General features: G+C 49.3%; 20 protein-coding genes, 1 tRNA gene and 1 pseudogene. 9 read left to right on the top strand and 13 right to left on the bottom strand.

All coding sequences use genetic code 11. The features are described from left to right. The first annotated feature begins 716 nt into the window (after nucleotides 1-716). From I6E40_RS07325 to I6E40_RS07310, 4 genes are all read left to right on the top strand, one after another. Nucleotides 717-3,212 carry a DNA translocase FtsK gene (locus I6E40_RS07325; RefSeq protein ID WP_235386387.1) on the top strand — a complete coding sequence of 832 codons (2,496 nt, stop codon included), beginning with the start codon at nucleotides 717-719 and terminating at the stop codon, nucleotides 3,210-3,212. Between the two features lie 298 nt (nucleotides 3,213-3,510). Then, nucleotides 3,511-4,149, top strand: a complete 639-nt coding sequence (locus I6E40_RS07320; RefSeq protein WP_235386386.1) for a LolA-like putative outer membrane lipoprotein chaperone — start codon at nucleotides 3,511-3,513, stop codon at nucleotides 4,147-4,149. Nucleotides 4,150-4,548: 399 nt separating this feature from the next. Next, entirely contained in the window at nucleotides 4,549-5,478 is a 930-nt protein-coding gene (gene trxB / locus I6E40_RS07315) for a thioredoxin-disulfide reductase (RefSeq protein WP_235386385.1), read from the top strand. 7 nt (nucleotides 5,479-5,485) lie between these two features. Then, complete coding sequence (locus tag I6E40_RS07310; RefSeq protein WP_235386388.1) at nucleotides 5,486-6,070, top strand: uracil-DNA glycosylase family protein; 585 nt, start codon at nucleotides 5,486-5,488, stop codon at nucleotides 6,068-6,070. A gap of 125 nt (nucleotides 6,071-6,195) precedes the next feature. On the opposite strand, the pseudogene I6E40_RS11090 reads toward I6E40_RS07310, so the two are convergent. Together I6E40_RS11090 and I6E40_RS07300 are read right to left on the bottom strand one after the other, a co-directional pair. Further along, nucleotides 6,196-6,616: pseudogene (locus I6E40_RS11090) on the bottom strand (helix-turn-helix domain-containing protein). A 232-nt stretch (nucleotides 6,617-6,848) separates the two neighbouring features. Then, nucleotides 6,849-8,114 (bottom strand): hypothetical protein, encoded by a 1,266-nt coding sequence (locus I6E40_RS07300; protein ID WP_235386384.1) that lies wholly within the window; start codon nucleotides 8,112-8,114, stop codon nucleotides 6,849-6,851. Nucleotides 8,115-8,680: 566 nt separating this feature from the next. Here I6E40_RS07300 and I6E40_RS07295 point away from each other — a divergent pair. After that, nucleotides 8,681-8,754: transfer RNA gene (locus tag I6E40_RS07295), tRNA-Thr, on the top strand. Nucleotides 8,755-8,905: 151 nt separating this feature from the next. On the opposite strand, the gene I6E40_RS07290 is transcribed toward I6E40_RS07295, so the two are convergent. Next, nucleotides 8,906-10,279, bottom strand: a complete 1,374-nt coding sequence (locus I6E40_RS07290; RefSeq protein ID WP_235386383.1) for an ATP-binding protein — start codon at nucleotides 10,277-10,279, stop codon at nucleotides 8,906-8,908. A 456-nt stretch (nucleotides 10,280-10,735) separates the two neighbouring features. Between I6E40_RS07290 and I6E40_RS07285 the strand changes: the two genes are divergently transcribed. Together I6E40_RS07285 and I6E40_RS07280 are read left to right on the top strand one after the other, a co-directional pair. After that, nucleotides 10,736-11,098, top strand: a complete 363-nt coding sequence (locus I6E40_RS07285; protein ID WP_235386382.1) for a hypothetical protein — start codon at nucleotides 10,736-10,738, stop codon at nucleotides 11,096-11,098. A 275-nt stretch (nucleotides 11,099-11,373) separates the two neighbouring features. Next, entirely contained in the window at nucleotides 11,374-11,703 is a 330-nt protein-coding gene (locus tag I6E40_RS07280) for a hypothetical protein (RefSeq protein WP_235386381.1), read from the top strand. On the opposite strand, the gene I6E40_RS07275 is transcribed toward I6E40_RS07280, so the two are convergent. From I6E40_RS07275 to I6E40_RS07230, 10 genes are all read right to left on the bottom strand, one after another. Beyond that, nucleotides 11,678-14,596: a hypothetical protein gene (locus I6E40_RS07275; protein ID WP_235386380.1), complete on the bottom strand. Its 2,919-nt coding sequence runs from the start codon at nucleotides 14,594-14,596 to the stop codon at nucleotides 11,678-11,680. The genes I6E40_RS07280 and I6E40_RS07275 overlap by 26 nt on opposite strands. Before the next feature lie 181 nt (nucleotides 14,597-14,777). After that, the gene (locus I6E40_RS07270) at nucleotides 14,778-16,067 is read right to left on the bottom strand and encodes a bifunctional folylpolyglutamate synthase/dihydrofolate synthase (protein WP_235386379.1); all 1,290 of its coding nucleotides are present in this window, start codon (nucleotides 16,065-16,067) and stop codon (nucleotides 14,778-14,780) included. 132 nt (nucleotides 16,068-16,199) lie between these two features. Beyond that, complete coding sequence (gene dnaJ, locus I6E40_RS07265) at nucleotides 16,200-17,363, bottom strand: molecular chaperone DnaJ (RefSeq protein WP_235386378.1); 1,164 nt, start codon at nucleotides 17,361-17,363, stop codon at nucleotides 16,200-16,202. Between the two features lie 47 nt (nucleotides 17,364-17,410). Beyond that, a complete protein-coding gene (locus tag I6E40_RS07260) occupies nucleotides 17,411-18,022 on the bottom strand; it encodes a nucleotide exchange factor GrpE (RefSeq protein WP_235386377.1) in 612 nt (203 codons plus the stop codon). Nucleotides 18,023-18,289: 267 nt separating this feature from the next. Beyond that, nucleotides 18,290-19,906, bottom strand: a complete 1,617-nt coding sequence (locus I6E40_RS07255; protein WP_235386376.1) for an ABC-F family ATP-binding cassette domain-containing protein — start codon at nucleotides 19,904-19,906, stop codon at nucleotides 18,290-18,292. A 154-nt stretch (nucleotides 19,907-20,060) separates the two neighbouring features. Next, a complete protein-coding gene (locus I6E40_RS07250) occupies nucleotides 20,061-20,786 on the bottom strand; it encodes a 4'-phosphopantetheinyl transferase family protein (protein WP_235386375.1) in 726 nt (241 codons plus the stop codon). 51 nt (nucleotides 20,787-20,837) lie between these two features. Further along, nucleotides 20,838-21,281, bottom strand: a complete 444-nt coding sequence (locus I6E40_RS07245; RefSeq protein WP_235386374.1) for a single-stranded DNA-binding protein — start codon at nucleotides 21,279-21,281, stop codon at nucleotides 20,838-20,840. A 390-nt stretch (nucleotides 21,282-21,671) separates the two neighbouring features. After that, on the bottom strand, nucleotides 21,672-22,142 hold the full coding sequence (locus tag I6E40_RS07240) for a DUF4293 domain-containing protein (protein WP_235386373.1): 471 nt from the start codon (nucleotides 22,140-22,142) through the stop codon (nucleotides 21,672-21,674). A 2-nt stretch (nucleotides 22,143-22,144) separates the two neighbouring features. Continuing rightward, nucleotides 22,145-22,483 (bottom strand): DNA-directed RNA polymerase subunit omega, encoded by a 339-nt coding sequence (locus tag I6E40_RS07235; RefSeq protein ID WP_235386372.1) that lies wholly within the window; start codon nucleotides 22,481-22,483, stop codon nucleotides 22,145-22,147. Between the two features lie 109 nt (nucleotides 22,484-22,592). Beyond that, the gene (locus I6E40_RS07230; RefSeq protein ID WP_235386371.1) at nucleotides 22,593-23,429 is read right to left on the bottom strand and encodes an outer membrane protein assembly factor BamD; all 837 of its coding nucleotides are present in this window, start codon (nucleotides 23,427-23,429) and stop codon (nucleotides 22,593-22,595) included. A gap of 467 nt (nucleotides 23,430-23,896) precedes the next feature. Here I6E40_RS07230 and I6E40_RS07225 point away from each other — a divergent pair, with 467 nt between their 5' ends. Together I6E40_RS07225 and I6E40_RS07220 are read left to right on the top strand one after the other, a co-directional pair. Further along, entirely contained in the window at nucleotides 23,897-24,268 is a 372-nt protein-coding gene (locus I6E40_RS07225; RefSeq protein WP_235386370.1) for a CidA/LrgA family protein, read from the top strand. Nucleotides 24,269-24,308: 40 nt separating this feature from the next. Continuing rightward, nucleotides 24,309-25,007 carry an LrgB family protein gene (locus I6E40_RS07220; RefSeq protein ID WP_235386369.1) on the top strand — a complete coding sequence of 233 codons (699 nt, stop codon included), beginning with the start codon at nucleotides 24,309-24,311 and terminating at the stop codon, nucleotides 25,005-25,007. Nucleotides 25,008-25,274: the final 267 nt, after the last annotated feature.

Raw genomic sequence — 25,274 nt, 5'->3', positions numbered from 1 at the left:
AAGAAATGTTTCTCCATTAATGCCCATTAATTGTCTCATTAAATGTCTCATTAAATTCTGAACATTTCGCGCGCTTCGTGTTCTAAAAAGTATGTAGGGTTTTGTGTAGGGTTTTAACGCGTTGGTGTAGTTTTTTGTTTTGCGTATAGTTGTGGTTTGATGGTTGTGTATAGTTGCAGTGTAAGGTTTGTGTATAGTTTGTGTATAGTTTGCAGCACAAACTATGCATTTTGCAATATGCAGAAAATCAGAGAGATGTAGGGTTTTTGTAGGGTTTTGTGTATAGTTTGTATAGTTTTTTGTTTTCCCCTTTTATTTACGTATATATAATAATGTAAGCGATGTGTGTGCGAAACCCTACATTTCTTTTCTCCGTTGTTTCCTCCGTTTCTTTTCTGCATCAATACGCATGAATGGTTTCAATAAAAGACCAAGAACCCCCTTGCGCTTGATGCAAACGGGTCTGACGAGCCTTTGATGCTGTGCCGTCTGAAAATCTCCAGAGCAAGCTCTGATCATTTCAGCCGCCCAACCCGTGTTCAAAAAAGAATTGTTTGCTGCGTGAAACCTGCGCGGTTCGTAGTTTTTTTCTTAATTTTGCGCTGCATTTTGTGCCCTTATGTGAGAGAACACGATGGATTTGCCCTTCGTTCTCCCTCTTTCCTTTTGTAGATTATCCCTTCATCGCTTCTTTTTATTATATTCCAGCGTATTCCATGGCAAAAAAGACCTCTCCGCGAGCCAAGAAAACCACCCGAAACAAGGGGACGACCCCCGCGCCCCTCAGTTTCAAACAACGCATCGCGCAGTTCAATCTCAAAGAATATTTGAAAGGCGACACCGTGAAGTTCCTCGTCGGCTTCTTGATGCTCGCCATCAGTTTCTTCATGCTGCTTTCCTTCGTTTCCAACATCTTCACCGGTACGAAGGACCAGAGCGGCGTGCAGGCAGGGAACCTCACCGAGGCTGCCAACTATGGCGGCATCCTTGGGGCTTATGTCTCAGACTATTTCATGGACAGTTGCTTCGGTCTTGTCTCCTTCTTTATTCCCCTTTTCTTCCTCATGTGGAGCGTGAAACTGATGGGGGCATACAAGGTCAGACTGTGGAAGTGGTTCTTGAACTTCTCTATCTTGATGATTTGGTTTTCAGTGACTTTTAGCTTGTCTTGTAAGTTCCTTCCTGATGCCATCATCAACCATTTCAGCTTCCGTCTCGGCGGCGGACACGGCGACTTCATTGCCGTCTATCTTTCCAGCTTGCTCGGAACGGCAGGTGCTTGGATAATTGTGCTCGCCGTTGCCGTCTTCTATTTAATGTATATCACTTCCGAAACCATGCAGATTGTGCGTCGGCTGCTCCATCCGCAGGATGCCATGCACAACCCCTTCAAACGCAAACGCGACGAAGAGACGGCGGAACACGAGACTGACGTTGAGCAGAACGGAGAAGAGGATGAAGCCGAGGAAGAGAAAGTACTTTTGGGAACAGACGATGAGATGGGGCGCAGTACCGTCACCATTGACCTCTCCATCCATCCGGAGGGTGAAGACACTGAACAGGAAGAGCTCCCTCTCCATGAAGAGGCAGTCCTTGATGAAGAGGGTAAGTCTGATGAACCCGGCATCACCATCACGCCCCTGTCGGAAAACGACAAGGCAGAAGGAAAAACCGTCGAAGACGTGGCGGAGATGGAACCCTACGACCCAAGGAAAGACCTCGAGAACTATAAGTATCCCACAATCAGTCTTTTGAAACACTATGACGAAGCCGGAAATGGCATCGACATGGAAGAACAAAACGCCAACAAAAACCGCATCATTGAGGTGCTGAAAAACTTCGGCGTTGAAATCACCCAGATCAAAGCCACCATCGGTCCGACCATCACGCTCTACGAAGTGACACCCGCGCCGGGCGTGCGCATCAACCGAATCCGCAGCCTCGAAGATGACATCGCTCTTTCCCTTTCCGCCATCGGCATTCGCATCATTGCGCCGATTCCCGGAAAAGGCACGATTGGTATTGAGGTCCCCAACAAGAAACCTCAAATCGTGTCCATGGAAAGCATCATCAACACGAAAAAGTTCCAAGATTCCACGTTCGAACTCCCCATCGCACTCGGAAAAACCATCACCAACGAAGTCTTCATGGTCGATCTTGCCAAAGCACCCCACCTCCTCGTGGCAGGTGCCACCGGTATGGGTAAGTCGGTCGGACTCAATGCCATCATCACCTCCCTGCTCTACAAAAAGCACCCCGCCGAGTTGAAGTTCGTCATGGTCGATCCGAAGAAAGTGGAGTTCTCCATCTACGCCCCCATCGAAAACCATTTCCTCGCCAAAATTCCGGACGAAGCAGAGGACCCCATCATCACCGACGTCACCAAAGTCGTGCAGACGCTCAAGAGTCTCTGCCAACTGATGGACCACCGCTACGACCTGCTCAAAAAGGCGAAGGTGAGAAACATCAAAGAATATAACGCCAAGTTCAAGGCGCGACAACTCAATCCCGAGAACGGACACGAGTTCATGCCCTACATCGTCATCATCATTGACGAGTTCGGCGACCTCATCATGACCGCGGGAAAAGAAGTGGAACTCCCCATCGCCCGCATCGCCCAGCTGGCTCGTGCCGTGGGCATGCACATGATTATCGCCACGCAGCGCCCGACCACCAACATCATCACGGGTACGATTAAAGCCAACTTCCCCGCCCGCATCGCCTTCAAGGTGACATCGCAAATCGACAGCCGCACCATCCTTGACCAGGGTGGGGCACAACAACTTGTCGGTAAGGGAGACATGCTCTATCTCGGCACCGCCACTCCCATCCGTGTGCAGTGTGCTTTTGTCGATACGCCCGAGGTGGAGGAAATCGTGGGGCATGTTTGCGAGCAGCAAGGCTATCTTTCCGCCTTTGAACTTCCCGAGCCCGAAATTGATGCCGATGCCGGAGGCAACGTCTCTCTTGACACCGACTCACTGGACCCCATGTTTGAGGAAGCCGCCCGTCTCATTGTCGTGCATCAGCAAGGTTCCACTTCCCTCATTCAGAGAAAGTTCTCCATTGGCTACAATCGCGCCGGTCGTCTCATGGACCAACTCGAACGCGCCGGTATCGTGGGTCCCATCCGCGGTTCCAAACCCCGCGAAGTACTTATCGCCGACGAAATCGAACTTGACAGCAAAATCGCCTCGCTGAAGGGGATGTGAACCGCACAAGTGTCGCTCCGCTCACTTGCCAACGGGCTATGTGACTGACGAAACTTACAAAAGGGCACGCTAAAAAACCGACCAAAACGTAAGCACTTTCTTTTGAACGTTCCTTATCCCGTAATTTATAGAACACCCCTTAATGTGGCTTTTTGTTCACAAAACAGGTGATTTAGACCTTTAGTCTCGCTTTTTTTTCTAATTTTGCGGCTGACATGCTGTGGGACGCATGCAAAACGTGGTTTTGCAGCACAGCATAAGAGAACAAAATCAATTTGAAAAGTAAAATCTGTGTACTATGAAAATAAAACACATTCTCCTCACCCTTTTTGCAGCCGGGTTCATGACCATGAGCGGCATGGCTCAGACAGCACGACAAGTGCTCGACCGAACAGCTTCCAAAATCAAAAGTGCCGGAGGCATTGAGGCAGCTTTTGAAGCCACACAGTTCAAAGGCGTGCAGGAAAATGGAACGACCCACGGACAAATCTGTTTTCAGGGCAATAAGTTCAAAATCACTTCGTCCGCCCTCACCACTTGGTTTGACGGCACGACCCAGTGGACGCTGCTTCACGGTTCCGACGAGGTCAATGTCAGTACGCCCTCGGAGGTGGAACTTCAGCAGATTAACCCCTACACCTTCATCAATCTCTACAAGAAAGGATTTAATCTGACGCTCAACAACTCTGTCTATCAGGGAAAAAGCGTTGATGAAGTCAGAATGCAGGCTCAATCCTCTTCCAACCGCATTCAAGTGCTCATCGTCACGCTCGACAAAACCAGCCATATGCCCCTCTCCATCCGCATGAAAGACCATAAAGGTGAATGGGTGCGCATCCGTGTTTCCGGTTTGAAAACCAAACGAAACTTCAACGATTCAACCTTTAAGTTCAACACCAAAGACCATCCCGGCATTGAGGTAATTGACTTGAGATAATTCCTCTCTCCATAAATTTTTCTCTCCGTTCATTGCCAAGAGTTGATTCATTGATGTTTCATTAATTGCTTTTCAATGAGTCGTTAATGAATTATTAACGAGTTATTTATGAAACAATTTATGAGCATTAATGTTTAAATAAATGACTTCCTGTCTCTTAGTCTCTTAGTCTCTTAGTCTCTTAGTCTCTTAGTCTTTTAGTCTTTTAGTCTTTTAGTCTCTTAGTCTCTTAGTCTCTTAGTCTCTTAGTCTTTTAGTCTCTTAGTCTTTTAGTCTTTTAGTCTCTTAGTCTTTTAGTCTTTTAGTCTCTTAGTCTTTTAGTCTCTTAGTCTTTTAGTCTCTTAGTCTTTTAGTCTCTTAGTCTTTTAGTCTCTTAGTCTTTTAGTCTCCCTAAATAATATGATTTCTTGTTTGATTCTCGGTTCCGGCCCCGCCGGATATACCGCTGCCATTTATGCCGGTCGCGCCGGACTGAACCCTGTGATTTATGAAGGCATTCAGCCCGGAGGACAATTGACCATCACCACCGAAGTGGAGAATTTCCCCGGCTTCCCCGAGGGCATCGATGCCAACGAACTCATGGAGAACATGCGTCAGCAGGCACTGCGCTTCGGAGCACGCATTGAAAGTCACATCGCAGTCAAGGCAGATCTCTCTGCCTCGCCCTACAAAGTGTGGTTTGACGACGGCAGTTGCGAGGAGTGTCTCACCCTCATTATCGCCACCGGTGCTACCGCAAAATATCTCGGCTTGGACGACGAAAAGAAATATCAAGGCATCGGCGTCAGTGCCTGTGCCACCTGCGACGGTTTCTTCTATCGCAAGAAGACGGTGGCGGTGGTCGGCGGCGGCGACACCGCCTGCGAGGAAGCCTCCTATCTTGCCGGACTCGCTCAGAAAGTATATCTCATCGTTCGCAAACCCTTCCTCCGTGCCTCCAAAGCCATGCAGCAGCGTGTCTTTGACAACCCCAAGATTGAAGTACTCTTTGAAACCAACACGCTCGGACTCTACGGCGAAGAAGGCGTGGAAGGTGCACATCTCGTGCATCGGAAAGGTGAACCGGACGAGCGCCGCTACGACCTTCCCATCGACGGTTTCTTCCTCGCCATTGGACACAAGCCCAACAGCGACCTCTTCACGCAGTGGTTGAAGACGTACGAAACGGGCTACATTCTCACGAAGGGGCAGACACCTTGCACAGACGTGCCGGGCGTTTTCGCCGCCGGTGATGTCGCTGACCCGCTCTATCGCCAAGCCATCGCCGCAGCCGCTTCCGGTTGCAAGGCTGCCATGGAAGCAGAAAAATATTTGGCTGCAAACAAGTGATGACGTGGTGGAGATAACCGTTGAAAATCATCCTCTTGAACCTTTCCTGCCCGACGAAAGCCGCGTGCTGATGTTGGGCAGTTTTCCGCCGCCGAAGGCACGTTGGTCCATGGATTTCTTCTATCCCAATTTGCAAAACGACATGTGGCGCATCTTCGGTTGGATTTTCTTTGAGAACAAAGATCACTTCCTGACTGCGGACGGAAAGCGTTTCGACCAAGTGCGTTTGGAAGCTTTCTTGAGAGAGAAGGGCGTGGCACTCTACGACACCGCCTCGCGAGTTCGTCGTTTGCAAGGCAATGCCGCAGACAAGTTCCTGGAGATTGAGAAACCCACGGATGTCAAGGCATTGCTGATGCAGATTCCTCTTTGTCAAGCGGTTGTCACCACGGGGCAAAAAGCATCAGAGACTCTTTGTCAGCAGTTCGGCGTGGAGCCGCCGGCGGTCGGTCATCATGTGTCCGCAGTCCTCTCGGATGGCAGAGCGGTCAGATTGTGGCGCATGCCGAGCAGTAGTCGGGCATACCCTCTGAAATTAGAGAAAAAAGCAGCAGTTTATGCAGAAATGTTACGCGCGGAGCACCTCCTTTGAGTGCCCCGCGCTGTTTTGATATCTGTTCTGAATTTAGTGGATAGCAAGGGATAAAACGTTTCGTTTCATTCGTGAGATTCGTGTTCAAAAAAGATTAAGCTTTTTTTTCATCACGTGAATTGAAATCACCAAAGCGCCACTTTTCCACAGGTGCCCAAGTCAAGTGTGGCAGTGTTGATTCCCAGTGCTTTGAAGACTCTACTCATGGTGGGAATGCTTATAGGGGTGTTCTAAAAATTAGGTTGAAAACGTAAGCACTTTCTTTTGAACGTTCCTTATCCCGTAATTTATAGAACACCCATATACTATATCCTCTTTCCATTCGAGAGATCTGTGCTTTCTGCACTCCAATTCTTTCACCTAATTCGTCCTGTGTGAGGTTTTGTCTGAGCGTTCTTTTTTGATAGCTTCCCCAATCCGATAGGTGTGTAGAGATTCTTCCACTTGCCTGTCAAATTTTTCTCTTTCCAGGCTTCCTTTCGGACCAATCAGTTCATCTGTAACCTCCTCTAAGGAGTATAGTTTCATATTGCCTATCTGTTTCATGTGTTTTTATTTCCTGTTCTCAAAGTATTGTTTCATAATGTTTTCGGCTTTGGCAATTTTTTTTGAGGTTGTATGAAAAGAAGGTGTGTCAGAATGAACATTTAGACACACCTTCTAATAAAGCATGAAATGATTTTTGATGACTATATAAAGACACTATAATTAAGGGGGTATTCTATAAATTATAGGATAAGGAGTGTTCAACAACGTGTCAGTGCAAGGAGTGATGTGCTCATCTGCCACTGCGAACGGAACTTCTGAAAGAACTACTTCGGCTTCCAGCGGAGGAGCGTGAGGAGCTGCTTGATTTCACGCTACTGCTGCGTCCGCTGCGGAATGAACCGGTGGAGGAGGGGCGAGTGCTGCTGCCCGAGGAGGGGCGGGTGCTGCTGCTTCGTCCGCCGCGGAATGAGCCGGTGGAGGAGGGGCGTGTGCTGCTGCCCGAGGAGGGGCGGGTGCTGCTGCCCGAAGTGGGGCGGGTGCTGCTGCCGGTGGAAACATTCGTTGGGCGTGTGCTCGTGCTCCACTTACTGCTTGAGCGGGAAGAACCGGAGTTACCCGTGGTGGAGGAACCGCGACCGGGGCGATATGTTCCGCCCGAGATGGTCGGATTCGAGCTACCGGAAGAGGGACGAGTGGAGGAGCTGGGGCGGCTGCCGTTGTTGTCGTTTCCGGGACGAGTTCCGTTGTTGTCGTTTCCGGGACGAGTTCCGTGGTTGTCGTGTCCGGGACGAGTTCCGTGGTTGTCGTTTCCGGGACGAGTTCCGTGGTTGTCGTTTCCGGGACGAGCTCCGTGGTTGTCATGTGAACCGTTCGGTTTTCCGTGGTTGTCATGTCCGGGGCGAGTTCCGTGGTTGTCATGTGAACCGTTCGGTTTTCCGTGGTTGTCATGTCCGGGGCGTATGCCGTGGTTGTCATGTGAACCGTTCGGTTTTCCGTGGTTGTTATGTGAACCGGCATGTCCGGGAGGCGGTGCGGGACGTCCGCCGCGATGGTAGGAGGCGTCATATCTGCTTCTCATCCCTTCGCCTCGAGCGATGCTGACGCCGTAGTAGCGACCATTGGGATAGCGTCCGCGTTCTTTCCAGTGATGTCCTCCGTAGGTGTAGTAGGGTCCGGGATGACCGTAGTAGTAATAGCCGGTGCGATAAACTACGGTGACGGGATAGTACCATGAACCGTAAATCCATCTCACAGGGTAGAGGAAATAGTCCAGCGTGCGGTAGAGACTGTACTGCCAGTCAAAGAGCACATAGCGCAGGTCTTGCTCACGATATCTCCAGTACGTTCCGCGGAGATTGGAGGTCGGTCTCAGCGACATGAAGTAGTCAAGATTGATGGAATAGACCACGTCATACTGTTGTGGAGTGAGGTCAAGTTCGTATGCCATCTTGTCAGTGAGGAAGTAGGCGTTCTCACGTGCCTCTGCGTAGCTCATAGAAAAACCTTGGACTGTGCAGAAAGTGCAGATGATGCAGAGGAGGAATAGTCGTTTCATAGTCTCGGGTGTTTGAGGGTTACGAGTAAATGGTGAGTGGGATGCATCCTTTCACCGATGTTTCTGCTGCAAAGTTGAGACAAAAGGACTTTAGTTGTTCTCGCTGTCAGTGTTTTTTTCTTGCGGCTTATCACTTTTTAAGGATTTTGCTGTGTCTAATTTCTCTTTTCGGCAAGTAATTACGCACAAAATGGTAGAATTTAAGGATGGGAGATGGAAAAACGTATGCTTCTTGTGCCTAAAATATGGCAGGAAGAAAGTTATCTTTTACTTAAAATATGCTTTTTGTAAGCAGAAGGTCATCGTTGGCAGAAAGAAGGTTTGTTTTTGGTTGGAAAGAGCTTGTTTTTAGAAGGAAACAGGCGGGGAAGTGGTGAAAAGAGACAAAAGGACGTGGCGAAAACGAAAAAAAGACAAGGAAAGTTTGGTGGTTAAGGCAAGAGTTCGTACTTTTGCACCGCAAAACGGGTAAGTGCTGTACGGTCAGCTCCCATCAAATCCTCCAGGGCTTGACCGCAGCAAAGGTAGACGGTTGTAGCGATGCGATACAGAGAGCTTACCCACCCGCCTCTTTAGCTCAGTTGGCCAGAGCACGTGATTTGTAATCTCGGGGTCGTTGGTTCGAATCCGACAAGAGGCTCAAAAGGAAAGGCGATGAAACTTCGGTTTCATCGCCTTTCTTTGGAATGTACACGGTTCGTTCCGCTTTGAACGGCTCAGTAGAAAATCAGTGGGGATTATAACCTATGCTTTTTCCTCTCCATTCATGTTCAGTCATTGACTCGCATTCTTTACTTTTGTTTCAATGCTGTCATGTCAATTCGGAAGATTTGTTTCTTTTCTAAATGCTTTTTATCAATGAACATCGTCATGTAGATGGGGACATAGATGATATTATCTCGAGTGACAAGATTTCCATTGCACAAGACGTATGCCTTTTCAATTGCATAGTCGGGATTGGTCATCACATTGCTTAGTGCATTGTGTCTGTCGTAGTCTTTCCCCGATTTGACCTCTATTGGAACAGTTGCTCCGTCTTGTTCGATAACGAAGTCAAGTTCCCCTTGACGTTTGTTGTTGTAGTAGTAGATACAATGTTCATTGCCGCCAAATCCATGTGCTACCAGTTCTTGTGCTACGAAATTTTCGTATATTGCTCCATAATTTACAGAAATCTCATCATTCAAGATTTTCATCTGTATTCCTGAAGCATACTGACATGCAAGCAGACCTATGTCGTTTTGAAATAGTTTAAAGAGGTTTCGTTGTTCATTCAGTTTTAGAGGGACTGTCGGTTCTTTGACGTTATAGGTTGGTAGTGCAACACCGGCATCTTTCAGCCACAGCACACTGTCTTCATATTTTGAGAAGCGTGCATGTTCGTTGAGATTCTTCAAGATGAACCGCTTATTCTTTGCATCCAATTCTGACGGAATGAGGTCGAACATCTCACGGATTTTCAGTTTGTTGTCTAAGTCGTATTGACTGATGTCCCAGCGATAGAGCGTGAGTATTTCCTGTTGTTTTTCTTCCACCACATTTAAGTCGTTGGAATCTATGTATGCTTGTACAGCTGCCGGCATTCCTCCTACAACAAGGTACAGTCGCACAAGTCTTAACATGGATTCATGTACCACAGCATCTACAGTTTTTTGTTTCTCCCAACACTCACGCAACGAACCCAAAACCTCCTCAGAAAGCCCTAATGCCATAGAAAATTCCATGAGGTCAAGAGGACACACTTCTTTGATGGTCATATATCCAACAGGCACACTTCTAATGTCCTTTAATTCCACACCCAACAGGCTTCCCGACAAGGCGTATTTGCAACTTCCCTCATCAACGAGGAATTTTATCCAAGTGATGACCTCCGGGCATTGTTGAACCTCGTCAAAGAAAATGAGGGTATTGGCATCTGAGGTTTTCTGTCTTGTATGTGCAGAGATGCGCAAGAGAACATCTTTTGCATCCTTTGCACCGTGGAATATCTTTTTTGCGGTTGTGTCCTCGAGAAAATTTATCTCAATGAGATTGAGCTTGTGGTTGTTTGCGTATTTTCTTATGGCGTAAGTTTTCCCAGTCTGTCTTGCTCCCGTGAGAAGTAAGGCTGACTTGTTGGTTTTGAAGTGATTAGTAATCGCTTTATCTATCTTTCGACTAATCATATTTGTTTATTACTTAGTATAAATAAATTTATTGATACACTTTTCCAAGGTGTTTTTGCCGTATTTCATACACTTTTCCAAGGTATTTTTGCTACATTTCATACACTTTTCCAAGGTATTTTTTGCCACAAAACGTACACTTTTCCAAGGTGCTCATGCTGCAAAAGTACAAAAATACTTGTCTTGAGATGGTAAAAGCACATAAAAACGCTTCGTTTTGCACGGCACAAAACGAAGCGTTTGAGGGTGAATGCGAGACAGACTTTTTTACATTATCTGCATTTTTCACTTTTGGGATTTAAGGGGTGTTCTAAAAATTAGGTTGAGTTGATTTTTGATTTCTTAGAGATGAACTTTTGTCAGTTAAGGAAGGAGCATAGCGGGCTATGTGACTGACGAAACTTACAAAAGGGCGCGCTAAGAAACAAAAAGCGACCAAAACGTAAGCACTTTCTTTTGAACGTTCTTTATCCCGTAATTTATAGAACACCCCTTAAAATAAAACCAGAAGACTTCCACAATGTGTCAGCCTTCCGGAGTCGGGGCTCAACCCTTGAAAAAGGGGTAGAACCTAACATTGTTGCCAATGCTGATGCAAAGGTTACTAAATTCTTCGGAATAAACAAGAAGACACTGCAGAAAATCGCAATCAAGCGTCATGCCAAGCGCGATGCCGCCAAGATTCAGCAGGCATGGAACGCCCGGAGAATCGCCAATATCGAAGAATCCGTCAAGAATGGACTTCTCCCCAAGGAGTGCCTGACCGGGTTGTCAGCGTTGAAGCAGGAGGAACTCAACGCACGTTTTTCGTTTTTGTAGAAAACTGCGGCACGACACGCAGCCCGGACTTCGCAGGAAATAGCCGCCATCAAGCAACGGTGGGCGGAGAAGCAGCTGTGCGACAAGGAGAAAGCCCTTGCAGACCTTATCTCGGACGTGCATGGGTGGTATAACACATTCAGCCTCGCTGAACTGCAAGAAGCCTACGGCAAGATACAGAGTACCCTCGACTATTGGAAAGTCAAAGGATACGACCTCGCCACAGACAGCAACCTCCATACGTTCATGGCGGAGGTGGAGCAAAAATTAAATTCGTGGAGAACCCCGGAGCATTCAAAGCCGGACTCAAAGCGCACAAGACATGGCAAATTCAGCAGGACGCATATTGCGAATTACTCGACAATGGACTAAGTAATCCTCAAAAAATAACCTGCATCATCTTTGAAAATCTTTTCGGTCCATATTTCCTCCCTCATCAGTCACATAGCTACGGCTATGCTCCTTCTTCGGGTGAAAATCTGACCTCGAAAATGTCATTCAAATCTGACGCAACTTATTATTTTCATATTACTAAAGAGTCTTTAAAAGAAAGTGGGCGCAGCATGGAGTGTGGGTCTCTCAGGGTTGCGCCAAGAAGTGGATGAGCGAACGGAGGAGCAGGGACTTTTCTTTGTCCGTCGCCACAGCTTCGATGGGGAAACCCAATGCCACCACCTGTCCGCCGCTGCGAGGCTTGTGGGCGATGGCAGCGGAGCGTCCGTTGTTGTAAATCAACGGTGTGAATGTGCCTTCCCCCGCGGGGTTGAGGATGTCGAGCGACTGCGGTTTGTAGTGGTTTCTGTCAGGCACTTGGCGGAGATGAAACTCTGTGCCAAGCCCTTGGATGGAGGAAAGGCTGTCTGTCGGGAGTGTTCCGCCCGGCACATATTTAAGTTTGTTTTCTGCAAATTCGCGGTGCACCTCGTTCTGTGAGGCATCGCGTCCCAAATAGTTCCCGCTCAGCAGGAGGCTGCCGCCGCCGGCGAGGTAACTCGAAAGCTTCGCTTCTGTTTTCTCATTGAAAATGGGGGCAGGCACCAAGTTTTGCGGGGAGTCGTGTTGCTGTCCGCAAATCCAATCAATCACCCGATAGTCCGAAAGAGAATGGAGTCGGCAAAAAGCATCTGTCGAAGTGGAGCAGAAGGAAAATTCTTTGTAGCGATTTCCCTCCCCGAGAACGTAGGCGGCATGGCGAAGAGGATAGTCAAAAGTGTTGCCGCCGAAGACCATTCCAATCAGCTCGTCTCCGGATTCTCCCGCGTTGGAGTGGACGGAAAGGTGAGGCGAGAAGTTCTGCTGTCTGCCGCAGAAGGAAGTGTTGTAGAGATAAGGCACACCATAGTCCTTGTCTAACAAAAATCCCAGACTGTCAGTGTTTTGAACATATTTTGGACCACTGAGACGCGTAAAGTTGTTGACGAGGAGAACACGTGGTGCGCCGGGTTTCGGAGATTTGTAGGCTGTCAGAGTTTCGGAAGGAAAGCTCTCGCCGCCCTCGTTCACAGCCGTCACACGGAAGGCATAGAGTTTGTCCGCTTCGGGGGTGAAGCGATACTCCGTGGCGTGTCCGATGTTTTTTCCGTTGTCAAATCCGCTGCCGTTGACGGAGGTGTAGAGCACGTAAGCCTGCGGCATGGCAGATGGTTCTTCCTCGTCCGGTTGCGGTTGCCAGTTCAAGATGATTTCCTCCTCGTTGGGAGAGAAGAGTGCGCTGAACTGTTGTGGCGGCAGGGGTTGGATGACGCTGTTGTGTTTGCCGTGCATGGCGGCGACAGTGCGCAGAATGGTTTTGTAGATGGAGCGTGCCGCCCAGAATTTGAAGTGCGGGTCGTGGGCGTAGCGCATGTCGGTGAAGTTCTGGTGAGAGAGCAGTTCAAGGATGGCGGAGGGAACGTCGGGAATGCGTGTCTCGGCATAGTTTCTGTCCCAGCTCTCGCGTCGTGTCCAATTCACGCCAAACTTCTTGGTCAGGTCTTCCGACAGGTTGTTCAGCAGGAGTGTCGAGAAGTCCAGCGATGCCATTCGTGAGACGCCGGAGGGGAAGAATTCCGTGCCGTCCGGGCAGGTTGTGGTGCTGATGCTGAGAGAGCCATAGACCGACAAATCATTTCTGACTCCCGCATCGGTGTGGAGAGCCAGTGAGAGTTCAAACGGAATGCCAGCACCGTCGATTCCGGGTTGGAAGGCACTGCTTCCGCTCAAAAAGTTCAAAGATCTGCCTCGGGTGCGAAGGTCATCGGCATAGTCATTAGTCCCCTCGGACGTATTCACCAAGGAGTTCGGAATGCCGGAGAATGCGTTGTGATAGCGTGCTGCTTCAAGAAAGCGTGGTTTGCAGGAAGTTGTGGCTGCTCCCCCTCTGACGTGTTGGCTCATTCCTCCGCCGAAGCGCACGGCATCCGCCGTCACCACGCCCCGGTGTCTGCTCTCGTTCGTCAGCACGACTTTTCCTTGCTCACTCGTGCCGGGGGCGAAGTCAAAGGTACCGAGATAGGTCCAAGTGCCGCCGCCCATTTGCTGGTTCACGAGGAAGTCCGTTCTGCCTCCGCGATGGAAAACAGAGTAGTGTGCATCGTCAACGCTTTGAGGAAGAGAAGAGTAGGACACGTAAACCGCATATTTCCCCGCCTCCGGGATGTTGGGAATCCATTCCACTCGGGAGACGTCTTCCGTGTCGGACTGCGTTTGTGCCATGCGGCAGGTGCCTTCGGAGAAAGGAAACACAGTGTCTGTCATCTCCGCTTCCGGTGCTTTGAAACCTTTGACTTCTTCGGGCGTTTTCCACGCTGTGGCGTGTCGGGCAGAGGTCTCACGGTATTTTCCGTTCACTCCCGCCGAGGCATCGTTGTCAACCAGTGTCATGAGCGGTTGGATGTCCCTTTCTCGCGGACAACCCACCACGGCACCAGCATTTTCCAGCATGGGGAAAAGGAAAGGATAGACAAAAGACTGCGTCAGCAGGTCTTCGCGAGAGCAGTAGAGCGCCGGGCGCTGCCACTTCCATATTCCTTCTTTATAATATATGCCGTGACTGGGCCAGATGAAGAGGTGGCGTCCGTCCAGACCGCGGGAGATTTTGTAGGGTCGGGAGACATTTTGCACCCAGGGTCGTCCCGTGTGGTCTGTTTTGTTCCAGAGACGGCTTTCGTCTTTCTTTCCATCGCGCAGTTCGTTCGGAATCAAGTCTTCCAGACGTTTCCCTTTGTTCGAGAGCAGTTCAAGTTCCCAATCCTTCATCTCCAAGGGGAGCAGGTTTTTCACAGACTTTCGGATGCTTCTCAGCACTTCCGGTGTCAGTTTCTGCGAGGCAAACGACTCGTTCACCACCACGCGCCAAACCTGTCGGAGCGTGTCGGCTTCGACGGATTCAGATTTCATGGGATTATAGGGTCTGTAGTCTTTGGCGGTGTAGGTGTCAAAGAAGTTTTTGATGATGCTGACTCCCACCTGCCTCAAAGAGTCAGTTTGTGCTTGCAGTTCACCAAAGGGGAAGAGCAAAAGTAGAGAGAAAAATAGGTGGCGGAGAAGAGAAAACGGATGGGGCATATGCGTGTGGGAAACTAAAGAGGTGTTCTATCAATTACGGAATAAGGAGTGTTCAAAGGAAAGTGCTTACGCTTACAACCAAAATTTTAAAACGCGCCTGAACGGATTATGAAACATTTCTGACGAAGTTCATTCATTTCGAGCGGCTTAGAAGGTCAGCCACGACGAAACAACTTCCGCCGACATAGATGCAGTCATTCTCTTCGGCGGCTTGGAGTGCGGCATCGTAGGCCTCTCGGACGGAAGGTTTCGTTTCTCCTTTCAGCCCGTGGGCTTTGCCCAGCTCTGAGAGCCGTTCGGCGGGGCAGGCGCGGCGCACAGATGCTTGTGTGAAGAAATAGTGCGCGTGTTTCGGAAGTTGTGTCAAAACCGTTTCAATGTCCTTGTCCTCCGCCATGCCGAAGACCACAAAGAGCCGTCCGAAGCGTTCGGTCAGTTCTTGCAGCTGACGAGAAAGATGCTCCCAACCGCCGGAGTTGTGTCCGGCATCACAAACGACAAGCGGTTTTTCTTGTAGCACTTGCCAGCGACCTCTCAGTCCGGTCAGCAAACATACTTCCCGGAAGCCTTTCAGAATCAGTTCTTTCTTCAGTCCGAAGAGCGGAGTGAGAAGGTGGAGTGCGTGGAGCAGAGTGTTCGTGTTGAGCACCTGACATGCTCCCATGAGAGCGCCGGAGAAAGTACCGTAGTCCTTGGTGACGTAGGTCTGTCCGTGGAGCAGGTCGGTCGAGTAGGAGAGAATCTGCGGAGTGTCCTCTGCAAAAACGATGGGTGCGTGGGCGGCTTCGGCGGCTTGCCGGAAGACAGGTCGAGTCTCAGGTGTTGTTTCTCCCACGACAACCGGTGTGTTGTTTTTGATGATGCCCGCTTTTTCGGTGGCAATTTCAGCGAGCGTGTGTCCCAAAAACTGCGTGTGGTCAAGGCTGATGTTGGTGATGATTGAAAGTTCGGGGAGGATGATGTTCGTGCAGTCCAATCTGCCGCCCAGTCCCGTTTCAATCACTGCCACCTCCACTTGGCTGTCGGCAAAGAATTTGAACGCCAGTGCTGTGGTGATTTCAAAGAAGGAGGGATGAAGCGGTTCGAAGAAAGGTCTTTCTTGCTCCACGAAATCGACTACGTAGTTCTCCGGAATCATTTCTCCGTTCACTCGGATTCTTTCTCGGAAGTCAATGAGATGTGGAGAAGTGTAGAGTCCGACTTTGTAGCCGTGGAGTTGCAGAATGGCAGCGAGCGTGTGGGCGCAACTTCCTTTCCCGTTGGTTCCGGCGATGTGGATGGTTCGGAATTTTTTGTGCGGATGCCCGAAGTGTTCGTCCAGCGTGAGTGTGGTTTGCAGTCCCGGTTTATAGGCTTTTCCGCCGATTTGTTGGAAGAGTGGTGCAGCGTTGAAGAGATAGTCAATGGTTTCCGAGTAGGTCATTTGGGAGCGTGTTTTCTGAGTCCTATTTTTCAGAAAAAAGAGTTTGCGCGGCATTCACACTTTGATAAGTGTTTGATGCGGGCGCAAACTCTTGTTTATTTGTCAGTGAAGAATCCGTCTCCGTTGCGTCCGTCATCTGTTGAAATAGTTTCGGAACGATTTGAAGATTTTGGATTTGACTCCTTCGTTAGGTTTGACTTCCGAGGTCTCTTTGAGTGCTTCAATGTGCCTTTTTTGCTCAGAAGAAAGTTTTTCCGGGATATAGACGCTGATGTTCACGACGATGTCCCCTTTCCCGTAGCCATAGCCTTGCACGCTGGGCAGTCCTTTGCCTCTGAGTCGGAGTGCGGTTCCCGGCTGTGTTCCCGGTTCGATTTTGATTCTTGCCTTTCCGTCAATGGTGGGCACTTCCACGGTGTCGCCGAGGACGGCTTGAGGCAGGGTGAGGAGGAGGTTGTAAATCAGGTCGTTTTCGTCGCGGATGAGTTCCGGGTGCGGTTCTTCCTGGATGATGACCTGAATGTCTCCCGGGATTCCTGCGTGAGGTGCGGCGTTTCCTTTTCCTTGGACGTTCAGCACCATTCCTTCTTGGACGCCGGCGGGGATGTTGATTTCCACGATGTCTTCTCCTTGCACGATTCCTTCACCGTGACATTTGGCACACTTGTGTTTGATGACGACGCCTTCACCGTGGCAGTCCGGACAGGGTGCCTGAGTCTGCACCATTCCGAAGATGCTTCTTTGCGTTTGCATCACGTAGCCTGCGCCGTGGCATTTTGAACAAGTCTCCGGTTGGTGACCGGACTGACATCCGTTTCCGTGACAGTCAGGACAGGTGATGCTTTTTTTCACCTTGAACTTTTTGGTTGCGCCGTTGGCAATTTCCGAGAGGTTCAGTCGGATTTTCATTCGCATGTCTGCGCCTTTGAACTTTCTCGGTCCGCCGGAGTGTCTTCCGCCTCCACCAAAGCCTCCGAAACCAAACTCGGAGAAGATGTCGCCGAAGTTTCGGAAGATGTCGTTGAGGTCCATTCCTCCGGCGTTGAAGCCTCCTCCGAAGCCTGCTCCGTTCAGTCCCTCCGCTCCGAACTGGTCGTAGCGGGCACGTTTGTCCGGGTCGCGCAGCACATCGTAGGCTTCGGCTGCGAGTTTGAATTTCTCTTCAGCCTCTTTGTCTCCGGGATTTCGGTCGGGGTGATATTTGATGGCGACTTTTTTATAGGCACGTTTAATCTCGTCGGCGGTTGCGTTTCGCTCCACTCCCAAGATTTTGTAATAGTCTTTCTCCTCTGCCATGTTTTGAGTCTCCTATATACCTTATGTGTTATATATACGATTAATGCTTACTGTCCGACAACCACTTTGGCGTGTCTAATCACTTTTTCGTTGAGCAGATAGCCTTTTTGGATGCAGTCAATGATTTTGTTTTTGTCCTCTTCTTTGGGGGCAGGAATCATGGCAACCGCTTCGTGGAAGTCCGTGTCGAAGACCTCGTTGGCAGTTTCCATTTGCTTGAGTCCCTGTGTGGCGAGGGTCTTGTTCAGTTTGTCGATGATGAGGTTAACGCCCTCTTTCAGCGTGTCAAGGTCGGAAGACTTTTCCATGTTCTCTTGGGCGCGCTCCAGGTCATCGAGGATGGGGAGCAGTGCCACGAGCACTTTCTCTCCGCCGTTGAGAATCAGTTCTGTCTTTTCTTTGAGCGTGCGTTTGCGATAGTTGTCAAATTCAGCGACGGAGCGGAGATATTTGTCCTTCAGTTGGAGAATCTCCTCCTGTGCGGCTGCCAATTTTTCGGCGTCGCTGGCGGGAGACTCTTCTTGTGAATCTTTTTCTTCCTCTGGCTCTTCGCTTTGCGCGGCGTTTTCCGCCGGAGCGTTCTCGGCGTTTATTTTGTTCTCCTTTTCGGAGTCTTTCAGTGGTTCGTTGTGTTCAGTGGTTTTCTTTTTTTCTGTCATGATTGTTTCTTTTTTGAGATAAGGGGTGTTCTAAAAATTACGGGATAAGGAACGTTCAAAAGAAAGTGCTTATGTTTTGGTTGCTTTTCGTTTCTTAGCGCGCCCTTTTGTAAGTTTCGTCAGTCACATAGCCCGCTATGCTCCTTCCTCAACTGACAAAAGTTCATCTCTAAGAAATCAAAAATCAACTCAACCTAATTTTTAGAACACCCCATAAAGTTCTTGAGCAAAAATCATGCCATTTGTCGCATCGTCAGGCAAATTGCCTTATGCGCCATACATTTTTTCTCTGAGTTCCTTGATTTTCGGGTCGTGGATGTAGTCTTCGTAGGTCATGAGTTTATCAATCGTGCCATTCGGTGTCAGTTCAATGACGCGGTTGGCGATGGTGTTGATGAACTCGTGGTCGTGGCTGGCGAAGAGAATGTTACCTTTGTAGAGTTTCAGGTTGTTGTTAAACGCCTGAATGCTTTCCATGTCGAGGTGGTTTGTCGGCGTGTCGAGAATCAGACAGTTGGCGTTTTTGAGTTGCATGCGAGCAATCATCAAACGCATTTTTTCACCTCCGGAGAGCACATTCACTTTCTTCAGGATGTCCTCATCCTTGAAGAGCATTCTGCCGAGGAAGGACTTGAAATAGACGTCGTTGCCTTCCCCCCATTGACTCAGCCAATCGAGCATTTGGAAGTCTGTGTTGAAGAAGGAGGTGTTGTCCAGGGGAAGGTAAGCCGTGGTGATGGTGACGCCCCATTTGAAACTTCCGTTGGCAGGTTTGGTGTTTTCGTTGATGATTTCGAAGAGTGCGGTCATGGCACGTGGGTCGTGGCTGATGAAGACAATCTTCTCGTCTTTCTCCACGGTGAAACTGACGTTGTCAAAGAGGATTTCGCCGTCTTCGGTGACTGCTTTGAGGTCGCTCACTTCCAGAATCTGGTTGCCGGGCTCTCTGTCAATTTGGAAGATGATGCCCGGATATTTTCGAGTGGAGGGTTTGATTTCTTCCACGTTGAGTTTTTCGAGCATTTTCTTTCGGCTCGTGGTCTGACGACTTTTTGCCACATTGGCAGAGAAGCGGCGGATGAACTCTTCCAATTCCTTCTTCTTCTCCTCTGCTTTCTGCTTCTGGTTCTGTGCCTGACGGAGTGCAAGTTGGGAAGACTCATACCAGAAAGAGTAGTTTCCGGAGAAGAGTGTCACTTTGCCGAAGTCAATGTCCACGGTGTGCGTGCAGACTTGGTCGAGGAAGTGACGGTCGTGGCTGACGACGAGCACGGTGTGTTCAAAGTTTCCGAGATATTCTTCCAACCATTCCACGGTTTCGAGGTCGAGGTCGTTGGTCGGTTCGTCCAGGAGCAGGTTGTCAGGTTCTCCGAAGAGTGCTTGTGCCAGCATGACGCGCACTTTCTCCTTACCGGAGAGGTCCTTCATGTATTTTCCGTGGAGACTTTCCTTCACCCCGAGTCCGCTGAGCAGGGTGGCGGCGTCGTTTTCGGCGGTGTAGCCTCCCATTTCAGCAAATTTGTCTTCGAGTTCTGCCACTTTGATGCCGTCTTCGTCCGTGAAGTCGGCTTTATTGTAGAGTTCGTTTCTCTCCTGCATGACCTGCCACATGGAGGTGTGTCCCATGAGCACGGTGTTGAGCACGGTCTGGTCGTCAAATTTGAAGTGGTCCTGGCTCAAGACGGAGAGTCGTTCTCCGGGACCCATTTCCACGCTGCCTTTGGTGGGTTCCAACTCTCCGGAGATGGCTCTCAGAAGAGTGGATTTTCCTGCGCCGTTCGCACCGATGATACCGTAGATGTTTCCGTTTGTGAACTTCATGTTCACGTCTTGGTAGAGGATGCGTTTCCCGAATTGGATGGCGAGGTTGGAAAGTGTAATCATGTCGTAATGTTTGTTGTATTATCGTTGTTTATGTTTTCAAGTGAGGGTGGAATATATTCCTTTTGGAAGGGCGGTGTGTCATAATAGCCATTCTGACACATCTTCGAGGGTGAATCCAAAAATGTGCATTTTGATACACCCTCCTGCTGTTTGTTCAGACGGTGTGCACCAGTGAAACGCAGTCCAAGGCTTGGCAGATGAGTTTCACCTGTTTCTCCGGTTGTCGGATGGCGGCGGCATGGAGGAGTGGTAGTCCTTTGTTCGTCGTTTCCGGCTTGGCTTTCAGGAGGATGTCAGTCAGGGTGACGACCTCTGCTGTTTCGTTCAGTGCTTTGAACGCTGCTTCTTTTGCGCTCCAGAGCAGGGTTGCAGCGTTCTGCTGTGCAGTTTCCCGTGTCATCGTTTGTTCTGCGGAGGCGAGGAGGGCATTGGTGAGTGTTTCCGTCAGTTCCCATTCTTCCGGGAGCAAGAATCTTTCGCGCAGCCGGAAGGTGCGTTCTGTCCAGCGTTCGATGTCAATGCCGCAGGGGTGGGGCGAGAACATGAGCGCATAGGTTTCTCGTGTGTGCGACACACTCACTTCCATTGTGTTCGGAGAGAGTGTGGGTGCGCCGTTGGGTTTGTGTGTCAGAGCGTGTGATTTTCCCAGTACGAGGTGCAGCATCAGTCTCACAGACAAGCGCTCCAACAAGTGTTTGCCGGAGCGCTGTTTGTCTTCAGTGACAGTGGTGATGTCAAAGTCTTTGACGTGTTGGTCGCAAAAGTCCGTAAGTTCGTCGAGGTTCATCTTTGTGTGCCAAACAAAAACGCAGGATTCCGATGGGATTTCATTTTCTGCAAATCGTGGCAGGTTGAGAATGTCCTGTTCCGAGACGTACATGATTTTTGTGCTGACTTCTTTTTCGTTTTCTCCCGTTGCTTTCCGAAACGTTCAGAAGGGGAGTACTTCTTCTGCTGTGGGAGTGGCAGGTTGTGCGGCAGGTTGTGCGGCAGGTTGTGCGGCAGGTTGTGCGGCAGGTTGTGCCTGTTGGGTGGACTGCGACTTTGGCGTCAGCATTTCGAGATTCTCCGCCCAGACCTCGGTGACGTAGCGCGTGATGCCTTTTTTGTCGGTGTAGGAACGAGTGCGGAGCTGTCCTTCAATGAAGAGTTTGTCGCCTTTGTGGACATATCTTTCTGTCACCTCGGCAAGTCTTCTCCAGAGTTGGATTCTGTGCCATTCGGTTCTTTCCGGCACAACGGTTCCTCCCGGCAGGGTGTAGGAGGGGGTGGAAGTGGCGAGCGAGAGCGAAGCGGTGCAGACACCGCCGTCGATGTAGCGGATTTCGGGGTCGGCTCCCACGTTGCCAATGAGCATGACTTTGTTCAGGGACATGGTGTGAAGGTTTTAGGGGTGTTCTATGAATGATGGAATAAGTAGCGTTCAAAAGAAAGTGCTTCCGTTCTGGTCGCACAGTCTTTATTTGTATTTTGATTCTTAGCGCGTCCTTTTGTCACTTTCGTCAGTCACATAGCCAACTATGCTCCTATCTCCACAGACAAAGGTTCATCTTTAGTAATCCTCAAAAAATAACCTGCATCATCTTTGAAAATCTTTTCGGTCCATATTTCCTCCCTCATCAGTCACATAACTACGGCTATGCTCCTTCTTCGGGTGCAAATCTGACCTCGAAAATGTCATTCAAATCTGACGCAACTTATTATTCTCATATTACTTAAAAGTCAGTTCGTCCTAAATTGATGGAACACCCTCTTTCTTATGCTTTCAGCGAATGCGGTCGGCAGCTCTGACGAGACGCTCATCGTGGCGGATTCTGTTTTTCGCCATGATGAAGAAGAAGAGAGTCAAAGCCGGCGATACGCAGTTCAGCGAGAGATTGAAGGTTGTTCCTTCCACGTGCTGTGCGATGGAGAAGGTGTAGGCAGCAAGAGCGACATACCACAGCACTGCCGCGGCGATGCCGAGGTTGGCTTGTTTCATCTGTTTTTTTCGGTTCTTATAGCCGAAGAAGGTGACGATTGCCATCACGACCATGGCTGCGGAGAAGAAGGAGATTCCCCAAGGGAGCAGTCCGGTCACGTTGGCTTGTGCAGCCGCTTCACCGTAGCCCATGCTGCTCAGTGTGAACGTGGCACCGTTGGGAAGAGTGAAGCAGACGAGTTCCTTGGCGAAGAGAACAATCAATCCGTCGATGAATGCGAAAAGTAGAAATACACTTTGAATGCGTTGTATCATGCTTAGTCGTGAAGATTTTCCTTGTCTTTGGCGGGGTTACGGAAATAGATGTCGTGATGCAGGAACTCGTCGGCAGCCATGAGAGAGGGTTTGGGAAGCTTCTCATAGTAGCGAGAAATTTCGATTTGTTCTCTGTTTTCAAAAGTTTCTTCGAGGTTGTCGTTGGTAGAGGCGAACTCCTTGAGTTTTTTTGACAGATCCTCTTTCATTTTCTGAGAAATCTGGTTGGCTCTTTTGGACATGATGACCACGCTTTCATAGATATTTCCTGTCTCGTTGCAGAAGTCCATCAAGTTGTGAGTCACCGTGTTGGTGGGAGCTTTACTTTTCTTGTAGTCCATGTTTATGTCTGAAATATATTTTGTTGTGATTGTTTGCTGTGGTGGTTTTCCTTGGTCGCAGGTTGCTTCCTCGGAGTCAGTGGTAGCGTGGTTCGGTCGCCTGCCCGCGTCATTCTTCCGGTGTGGTGATGACGTATTTCTTTGCTTTTTTGAAGAGGTTCTGAGCCTCTTTGAGATATTTTGATTCGGGATATTCAGTGACAAAGCCGTAGTACTCGTCAATGGCGTTGTGGTATCGCTCCTCTTTTTTTGCTTCGACGCTGAAGGCTGCGAGCGCGAATTTTGCTCTGAGGATGAGGATGGCGAAGTCCTCGCGGCGTTTGGTGTAGGGGTAGTCCTTAATGGCGTTTTCTGCGGTGACGATGCAGGCTCCGTAGTTTCCGCCTCTTCCGTTGCCGATGTAGTCTCCGAGGTCATAGTAAAGTTTGGCGGAGAGATATTCCTTTTCAACCAGCTTGTCCTGCAGTGCGAAGATGAGATCTTGCGCTTGCGGGCGGAGTGAACTTTCGGGATAGTTTTCAATGAAGTTTTGGAACTCCGTCACCGCCTCGTAGGTGTCGGTCTGGTCAAGTTTCGGCTCGGGAGTGAGTTGGAAGAGTGATTTTCCGCAGTAGAATCGTGCCTGTTCGGAAAACTTGCCTTTGGGGTAGGTGGTATAATATTTACGGAACACGGTGGCTGCGGCGTCATAGTTGCGTGCTCTCATGTGAGAGAGTCCGGTGAGATAAAGTGACTCCTCGCCATATTCCGTACCTTTCAACACGGAGAGCACTTCTGTGCAGAGCGTAGCGGCGTAGTTGTAGTTCCCTTGTGCGTAGTATTGCTTTGCCGCTTCATATTTTTGTTCATAGCTCTGTGATTTCATCAGTTTTGTGTAGGAGTTACAAGAACTGCCAAGCAGCATGATGATGAAAAAAGCGCAAAGCGTCAGAAAGACTTGCTTCATTGTGGGCTGTTTTTTGAAAAATCGTTGCAAAGTTAGTGCAAAGTTGGTGATTCACAAAGTGGAAGCGAAGAAATAGTTTTCAAACATCGTCTGTTGTCCTTTTTTTGACTGTTATGGTTGGTGTGGTGAGACGTTGTTTTGTCTTTTCTTTTCCATCGGGTGCCGTGAGCATATCTCTTGACCAACTCCGATACTTTTCTCCCGGAGACGCTTCGTTGCAGAGAATCAATGTCGGTTAAAGACACTGAGTTTGCGCCGGATTTTGTAATTTTGCACGGCTTAGTAATATGAAAATAATAAGTTGCGTCAGATTTGAATGACATTTTCGAGGTCAGATTTTCACCCGAAGAAGGAGCATAGCCGTAGCTATGTGACTGATGAGGGAGGAAATATGGATCGAAAAGATTTTCAAAGATGATGCGGGTTATTTTTTGAGAATTACGAAACTAACAAACGACCTCTAAATAATGATAAGACAATGTTTTATACTGTTTGGTTGCCTGGCACTTGGCGAGCTGACAGTTTGGTTGACCGGTGTGAAGCTTCCGGCGAGCATCATCGGCATGCTTTTGCTCACTCTTTTGTTGAAATTGAAGGTGGTAAAACTTGAGTGGGTGCGCGGGCTCACTGATTTCCTCATTGCCAATCTCGGTTTTTTCTTTGTGCCGCCCGGTGTGGCGCTCATGCTCTATTTTGACTTGATAAAAGCCGAAATCGTGCCGATTACCTTGGCGACCCTGCTGAGCACCATCATCGTGCTCATCATCACGGGGCACACACACCAAGTGGTGAGTAAGGGAGAGAACAAAGTGCGTGACAAAATCAGTTCCAAGAAATAAGAAATCAACTCAACCTAATTTTTAGAACACCCCTTAAGCTATGAAAGCAATCATCACCAACGAGTATTTCATGCTCGCCCTGACCTTCGGCGTGTACTATGCCGCCAAACTTTTGCAGCGTCGTCTCGGGTGGTTACTTTTGAATCCCATTTTGGTTGCCATCGCCCTCATCATAGGCTTTTTGCTGTTTCTGGACATCCCTTATGAAACCTATCAGGAAGGTGCCAAAATGATTGAGTTTTGGTTGAAACCCGCAGTGGTGGCACTCGGTGTTCCGCTCTATTTACAACTCTCTTCCATCAAGCGCCAGTTTTTACCGATTTTGGCATCTCAGATGGTGGGGTGCGTGGCGGGCATTGTGAGCGTGGTGTTCATTGCCAAGTTGTTTGGTTCTTCTGATGCCGTCATCATGTCGCTGGCGAGCAAGTCCGTGACGACTCCCATAGCCATGGAAGTGACTCAGGTGTTGGGTGGCATTCCTTCGCTCACGGCAGCCATTGTGGTGGTGACCGGACTTCTCGGTGCCATCATCGGTTTCAAAACGCTCTCCGTGGGTCATGTGCACAACCCCATGGCACTTGGGTTGTCCATGGGCGCGGCTTCACATGCCATTGGTACTTCTGTGGCAATGGACCACGACCGATTCGTGGGAGCCTACGCAAGTCTGGGGCTCACGCTCAACGGCATCCTCACGGCACTCCTTGCTCCAACGGTGGTTGACATCATCAATGCCTTTTAGGTCGTTTGGAACGAATCACAAAGCAGAGGGACTAAGGGACTAAGAGACTAAGAGACAAAAAGACTAAGAGACGAAGAGACAAAAAGACTAAGAGACAAAGAGACTAAGAGACTAAGAGTCGAAGAGTCGAAGAGGCAAAGAGACGAAGAGAGGAAGAGAGGAAGAGACAAAGTGATAAAAAGAAAAAGGGGCAAAGAAAAACCAAGAAAACCCCTTGAAGAGTATGGCGGCTGCGCCGCTGCTGTGATGCTTCCGTTTTGGTCTTAT

Source organism: Prevotellamassilia timonensis, assembly GCF_021531665.1.
Lineage (GTDB): Bacteria > Bacteroidota > Bacteroidia > Bacteroidales > Bacteroidaceae > Alloprevotella.
The sequence above is the reverse complement of the archived record's forward strand: the minus strand, read 5'-3'. Positions and strand labels throughout refer to the sequence as shown.